Origin of the sequence: Achromobacter sp. DH1f, assembly GCF_000633435.1 — a bacterium.
Classification (GTDB): Bacteria; Pseudomonadota; Gammaproteobacteria; order Burkholderiales; family Burkholderiaceae_B; genus Achromobacter; species Achromobacter deleyi.
Window position 1 is genome coordinate 1 of the sequence record NZ_AYMF01000140.1, and the last position, 371, is coordinate 371.

Sequence of the window (371 nt, forward strand, 5' to 3'; positions counted from 1 at the left end):
TCGACGCCGGCCTGCGCCTGCCCGCCCGCCACGTAGAGTCGCTCTCACTACTGACCAACATCGGCATCCTGATGCACAGCGACGCCCTGGCACTGATCCCCTACGACGCCGCCGCCCAATTCCTCACCATGGGCCTGCTGGCCCGCCTACCCACCACCGTCTTCGGCACCTTCGGCGACGTCGGCTACTCCATCCGCGCCGACCGCCCCTTGACCCCCGCGTGCCAACGCCTGGTGGACTACCTGAAGCAAATCACGGCACAACGCGCCCCAACACCAACAACCGAATAGACGGCCAAGCCAACTTCAGCCGCCATCCCAAACGCGCCACACAAGCCCCTACCCCCCACAACGGCGGGCGAAGCCCGCCAC

Annotated in this window: 1 pseudogene; it reads left to right on the forward strand. The window is 67.1% G+C overall.

Annotated elements, in window-relative coordinates:
- A pseudogene (locus U858_RS0133460) lies at window positions 1-290 on the forward strand (LysR family transcriptional regulator); the annotation flags it as partial.
- Between the last annotated feature and the right edge of the window lie 81 nt (window positions 291-371).